The sequence below is a fragment of the Ohessyouella blattaphilus genome, from assembly GCF_024721265.1.
In the GTDB taxonomy this organism is placed as follows: domain Bacteria; phylum Bacillota; class Clostridia; order Lachnospirales; family Lachnospiraceae; genus Aequitasia; species Aequitasia blattaphilus_A.
This window is the reverse complement of record NZ_JAMXOC010000045.1, coordinates 1-5,523: the sequence shown is the minus strand read 5'-3', so window position 1 is coordinate 5,523 and position 5,523 is coordinate 1. Positions and strand designations below refer to the sequence as shown.

The 5,523-nt window shown below is 42.0% G+C and carries 7 protein-coding genes; 1 reads left to right on the top strand and 6 read right to left on the bottom strand.

What is annotated here, in order from left to right:
• Positions 1 to 428: 428 nt before the first annotated feature.
• Genes NHH16_RS14955 through NHH16_RS14945 form a run of 3 tightly spaced genes read right to left on the bottom strand, consistent with a single transcriptional unit; the run spans position 429 to position 2,282 of the window.
• Positions 429 to 698, bottom strand: coding sequence for a DUF3990 domain-containing protein (locus NHH16_RS14955; RefSeq protein WP_262070403.1), 270 nt, complete (start codon positions 696 to 698; stop codon positions 429 to 431).
• A 55-nt stretch (positions 699 to 753) separates the two neighbouring features.
• Complete coding sequence (locus tag NHH16_RS14950; protein ID WP_262070402.1) at positions 754 to 1,590, bottom strand: anti-sigma factor domain-containing protein; 837 nt, start codon at positions 1,588 to 1,590, stop codon at positions 754 to 756.
• The gene (locus NHH16_RS14945; protein WP_262070401.1) at positions 1,590 to 2,282 is read right to left on the bottom strand and encodes a sigma-70 family RNA polymerase sigma factor; all 693 of its coding nucleotides are present in this window, start codon (positions 2,280 to 2,282) and stop codon (positions 1,590 to 1,592) included. Before NHH16_RS14945 ends, NHH16_RS14950 begins: the two co-directional genes overlap by 1 nt.
• Before the next feature lie 151 nt (positions 2,283 to 2,433).
• Here NHH16_RS14945 and NHH16_RS14940 point away from each other — a divergent pair, with 151 nt between their 5' ends.
• Positions 2,434 to 2,778, top strand: a complete 345-nt coding sequence (locus tag NHH16_RS14940) for a hypothetical protein (RefSeq protein ID WP_262070400.1) — start codon at positions 2,434 to 2,436, stop codon at positions 2,776 to 2,778.
• Between the two features lie 89 nt (positions 2,779 to 2,867).
• Here the strand turns inward: NHH16_RS14940 and NHH16_RS14935 are convergent, their stop codons facing one another.
• The 3 genes from NHH16_RS14935 to ptsP are packed head-to-tail and all read right to left on the bottom strand — an operon-like array spanning position 2,868 to position 5,443.
• A complete protein-coding gene (locus NHH16_RS14935) occupies positions 2,868 to 3,035 on the bottom strand; it encodes a hypothetical protein (protein WP_262070399.1) in 168 nt (55 codons plus the stop codon).
• A gap of 5 nt (positions 3,036 to 3,040) precedes the next feature.
• Positions 3,041 to 3,793, bottom strand: a complete 753-nt coding sequence (locus NHH16_RS14930; protein ID WP_262070398.1) for a DeoR/GlpR family DNA-binding transcription regulator — start codon at positions 3,791 to 3,793, stop codon at positions 3,041 to 3,043.
• 18 nt (positions 3,794 to 3,811) lie between these two features.
• Positions 3,812 to 5,443, bottom strand: coding sequence for a phosphoenolpyruvate--protein phosphotransferase (ptsP, locus tag NHH16_RS14925; protein WP_262070397.1), 1,632 nt, complete (start codon positions 5,441 to 5,443; stop codon positions 3,812 to 3,814).
• Positions 5,444 to 5,523 lie beyond the last annotated feature (80 nt).

Here is a 5,523-nt window from a genome sequence, read left to right as displayed (position 1 = left end):
TTCTAGGTATATAGAATTTACTCTTGCCAACTAGAATTTAAAATTACATTTTAGTTCTTACATGTTCCGACGTTAAAACACTTGTTTTATTCGAACATTTGTTTGCGCAACGTTGGTAAATCTGATACAATATATAAGAACGGAACATTGAAAACCGAATATTGTATGAGGTTTTGTAAGTCAAACATCTTACAAGTAAAACAATATGTGTCGTCAAGTAAAGACGATAAAACATACCGTTCATTAAAAAGTATTCCGGTCAAACGGATAGTGGCGGCATGAGACCGCCTTCCTGGCACGAGCACCCTGTACAATACAGGTTCGAAAGACGAAAGTGTTACGGCTAGTAAAGTAAGTCGAAGACTTACATCCTTGTTCGCACTTCAGTGCGCAAGATACCACTTCCAAGCATAGGCATTGGGAGTTGGTTATTCATTCCCCACAACAAAGTCTAGCCAGCTTGCATCTGCCTTTTCAAACTTCAATACATTGAGTTTTGCCATTTCCTCAGAAATAATCTCATAAATATTAAGTGTAGCCTCTCCCGCACCCCGACGCTTTGTAACACTTTTTCCCCATCTACTTGCTTGATTTTCGCTAGAAGTAACATAAAACCCTGCACCAAAATCTAAAGCTCGTAAATTTGGGATAATTCGTGGTATTTTGACTTCTATATTACTTCCATGATAAAGTTTCAACTTTAAATCAACTCCTTTTTCACATTATATCATTCGCTAATACAAACCCGCAAGCCTAATGCCCTCTCCCCTTCTTCTGTTGCTTTTGCTGGCCCTTACCGCTGTGATCACCACTTCCGTTGCCGTTACCGTTTTCACCATTTTGATGACCGCTGCTATCATTATTATTGCCACCTTTACCAGACTCTTCCTGATGATGTGCTGATATTCGTTGCCTTATCTCCTTAACGCTTAAGTCTTGGCACTCCTCTGCCTGAAGCTCTGGTTCATATTCCTTCAAATCAAGATAAGCTTTATATTTTCCCGGGGTCATCTCACTGGCATGAGCTTCGCTTACCAGTTCATTCCCCACCTCGTAACAGTGAACTTCACTGTCGATTTGACCTTTAAGGAGCTTACTAACCTCTGCGTCTACACTGGCCTTTAAGTCTTTTGTATTTTTCTTGGCATATACAGCCACTTCTACCTGACTGTCTTTCTTTACATAAGCTTTCATCTCCTCACTTTGTAAAAGAATCTTAATAGCTTCGTTATAGGATTTGTTTTTTAATTGCAAATCAGAAACAATCTGGGCTCCTTCCTCATTATATCCTTTTATACCAATTACCTTATCAAAGCGGTTAAGACTGAATTCAATACTGGGATTAACATCAATGCTTATAAGCGCGACTTGGCTATAATACAGCTTATAGCCGCTGGCACTACCAAACAGCATTATCCCTACTAAAGCAGCAAGAACGGCCAGCTGTTTAATCCCAAAATGCTTTCTTTCAATTTGGACCACATCACCAATTTCCCACTGGGCGTCCCGGGGGACACTGATAAATTCACCACCATTCACCATGATGGTCGCTTTTTTATTGTTTAGATCAAATACAATTCCGCTCTTCACTAGTCTTCACCTCCTTTTTCCGTCGGTAGATAAGTGCCTATATAAGGAAAATCTCCTGATAATATCAATACCAATACAATAACGTAGCGTCGGTATTTTTCCACGGTCTTCTGGGATACGCGGCAACTCTTCGCTAGGTTCCCTACGCTTAATTGCCTCGCCCTAACTAGCTTATCCCGCATCTCCCCATCTGCTAGAATGGCTCTCGCCATCTGCATACATACGGCGCGTGAACGCTTTTGTTTGGGGCAGATATCGACGAGAGACGTAAATGAAATTTGATATTCCGCTAACTCTGTAGATAGCCTTTCAATCTCTTCACGTAGGGCGATCTTTTCCTGTTCTTTGCTATACTGAGAGGTCGAAGCCACGTTCCAAACTGCTCTCTCTTTTTCATCATCGTCGTGAAGAACAATAAAACCTTGGCGCTTACTCTTTCTTCCCTCGTCTAATATCCTATTTCTGATACACATCGCGGCATAAGCAATAAAGCCACCCCGCCCTTCCTCATAAGTCTTGACACAGTTCATAAAGGTAAGCATGGCTAGGCTAACCTTATCCTCCATCTCCAAACCGGTAATACCTGTCTTTGCAGCTTCGCTGGTAATGAAGGGCATATATTCTTCTATTAATTTGTTAAGCTCTTGGTTATCTTGCTTACACTTAACAAGTCGCAAACTAAAATCATCCATTTTCTCTTCCTCTTATTATTAGAATACGTTTTTTTTTGAAAAAAACATAGGATAATTTCATTTTACCCCATATTATTTCTCTTCCCCAGCGTAATCTGTAAGTGAACGAGCAAAATAGTAACTGTATTTCAAAACGAGAGGAGAAGCACCCATGAAAAGAAACTTAAAAAAACTAACGACCCTAGCTCTATTAATTGTAGCCGTACTTTCGATTTCTACTGTTGCCTATGCAGGAAATGGTAGAGGCCATCACGCGAAACGGACAAATCCCCCACAGACAAATGTAGGTAACAATCAAGGTGTCAATCAAGGCGAATGTCCTTACGGTTGCCCAGCAGAATGTCCTACCGATTGTCCAAACTATAACTCTGGCACTCGCCCAAACAAACCCTCTACTGAGCGCCCCAGCGTAAGACCAGAGCGTCCGAGTGATTGTCCTGTAAACGGCGAACGCCCATTAAATGGCACTGGTGTTAAAAGAGGACGTTGTCGTTAATCCTAATATCAGATTTCTAATATACGTAAAATACAAAGGGTCAGATTATTTGCCTTTTCGCAAAATAATCTGACCCATCATTAAATTCTTTATTTATTCTCGTAGCTATTATTATCGACTCCGGTGCTCCTCAAAATCTTTTTATCCAATTCTGCAAACACAAGCACTGCATCTAAAGCTTTGGCTCCACTTTCAATTTCTTTTTCTGATTCATATATAGCACGGTCAATGCTATTTATATCTCTTAATTCTTCCATTCGTTTTACTCCTGTGTTACCACTACAAAATTTTTACTTCCTGCCAGCGAGCCTTGAGGGCTTTTTTCCGTTAAGACAGTGCCCTCATCGATTGGGGCAAAGGTTACTGAGCTAACTTTATCGAATTTTGCCGAGTCACAAAGGATATATTTCTTTAGACAGGCAGCTAGTGCCGTCTTTTTCACCAGTGCTTCATTATAATCTGGAGTGGTAAAACCTTCCTTCTTGCTGACGCTATTTGTACCGAAAAAGCCTTTCGTAAAATGGTAACTCTGAATATTAAGAATCGCTTGATTGCCTACAATCGCTTCTGTCGTCTGCTTTAATTCGCCGCCGATTAACAGAACTCGGATACCTCTTGCGGCTAAGCGTTTGGCATGATCAACCGCATTTGTAACAATCGTAATCTGCTTCTGGGGCAGATAATCAATCATAAGTCCGGTAGTAGTCCCCGCATCTAGGTAGATAAAATCTCCCGCCTCAATTAAGGTGGCCGCATAACGGGCAATCTTTTGCTTCTCTTCCATATTTACATCTAGCTTTTGTTCAACGGAAGGTTCTTCTGAGACAAAAGACATCTCCATAGCAACAGCACCACCAAAAACCTTTACCAAACGACCTGCTTGATCAAGGGCATTTAAATCTCTGCGAATCGTTGATTCCGATGCCTTTAAATGTTCTGTCAACTCTGTCACCGTAACGCTTCTTTTCTCATTCAACAATTTTAGAATCAAATCATACCGTTTCTCTGTAAGCATAGCTCCTCCTAGCCTTATTTATATGCTCCTTGTATCGGTCTCCAAAATTATCTTTCGAAGCGGCAGAACGCTTCCTGGTGAAACAGACAGCTCATCCACACCCATCGCCAAAAATTCTTTCGTCAAAGTAGTATCCGCCCCTAACTCGCCACAGATTCCCGCCCAAATCCCTGCCTTGTGGGCATTATCAACTATCATCTGAATCATCCTCATAACAGCCGGATGGTTTGGTTCGTAAAAAGCATCTAACTCTGGATTCTGACGATCCACAGCCAGAGTATACTGGGTTAGGTCGTTTGTCCCGATACTAAAGAAATCAACTTCTTTAGCCAGTTCCTCACTAATCATAACCGCTGCGGGAGTCTCAATCATAATTCCCTGCTGAGGACGAGTAAATTCGATTCCTGTAAGCGTCAGCTCCTGTTCTACTTCTTTAGCAATCTCTTTAATCCTACGAATTTCCCACAAATTGGAAATCAAAGGATACATAATCGCCAAATTCCCATAGGCGCTAGCGCGGTACAAAGCCCGTAACTGAGTCTTAAAAATCTCTGGTCGCATGAGGCAGATACGAATGGCACGTAGCCCCATTGCTGGATTCTCTTCCTGGCCAATTCCAAAATATTCACACTGTTTATCCGCACCGATATCTAGGGTCCTGATAATCACTTTCTTTCCCGCCATCGTCTCTGCGACCGTCTTGTATATCTGAAACTGCTCTTCTTCTGTAGGGTAATTATCTCTTCCCAGATAAATGAATTCACTGCGAAAAAGACCAATGCCGCCAGCGTCATTTTGCATAACTGCTGCCAGGTCTTTCATATCACCGATATTGGCATATAACATAATCTCTTTGCCATCTATCGTAACATTTTCGCGACCTCTAAGCAACTTGAGCATCTCTCTTTTTTCTTGCTCCTCTTGCTGACGGTCTTTAAGTCCCTGTAATGTCTCGTCGTCTGGCTCGAGATAAAGGATTCCTGTATTTCCGTCAACCGCTGCGAACTGATTGTTACGAGCTACCGATAAATCTACCGGCGTACCGATAAGAGCTGGAATTCCCATCGTCCTTGCAAGAATGGCCGTGTGAGAATTAACCGTTCCGTGTACGGTAACAAAGGCCAGTACCTTCTCCTTATCAAGCTGAACCGTTTCCGAAGGGGCTAAATCATCAGCAAGAATAATCACCGACTCCGAAAACGTCATTTTATTACCGTCACTACCTCCTAGAACCGTCAGTACTCGTTCTGAAATATCCTTTACATCCGCCGCCCGAGCCTGCATATATTCATCATCCATGGCCGCAAACATCTGAGAAAAGTTGTCACTGGTACTAGCAACGGCGTATTCAGCATTGACGCTCTGAGTGCGAATAATGTTCTCGACTGATTCATTATAATCGTCATCCCCTAGCATCATCTGGTGAATTTGGAAAATGGCAGCATTTGCTTCCCCAACTTCGAGTAACGCTTTTTCATAAAGCTCACCAAGCTGTTTATCCGCAGTCTCTCTCGCTTCTTGATAGCGAATGAGCTCACCCTCTACATCGTCTACTTTTGTCCGCTTTACTCGGCGCTCATCTTTTTGGTATACAAATATTTTACCGATAGCAATTCCACCAAACACAGCTTTTCCCTGATATTCCTGCATAATCCCAATCCTCCGGATCTTTAATATAGTCTCTCGGAATCTCTAGCCCTCTGTTTACAAGGCTTGTAGATTCCTTTTTT

What these genes read in the sequence shown, in the direction of transcription:
- NHH16_RS14945 (WP_262070401.1), bottom strand. Translation starts at nt 2,282, where the DNA reads ATGGATGATTTTAGTTTGCGACTTGTTAAGTGTAAGCAAGATAACCAA.
- NHH16_RS14940 (WP_262070400.1), top strand. Translation starts at nt 2,434, where the DNA reads ATGAAAAGAAACTTAAAAAAACTAACGACCCTAGCTCTATTAATTGTA.
- NHH16_RS14935 (WP_262070399.1), bottom strand. Translation starts at nt 3,035, where the DNA reads ATGGAAGAATTAAGAGATATAAATAGCATTGACCGTGCTATATATGAA.
- NHH16_RS14930 (WP_262070398.1), bottom strand. Translation starts at nt 3,793, where the DNA reads ATGCTTACAGAGAAACGGTATGATTTGATTCTAAAATTGTTGAATGAG.
- ptsP (WP_262070397.1), bottom strand. Translation starts at nt 5,443, where the DNA reads ATGCAGGAATATCAGGGAAAAGCTGTGTTTGGTGGAATTGCTATCGGT.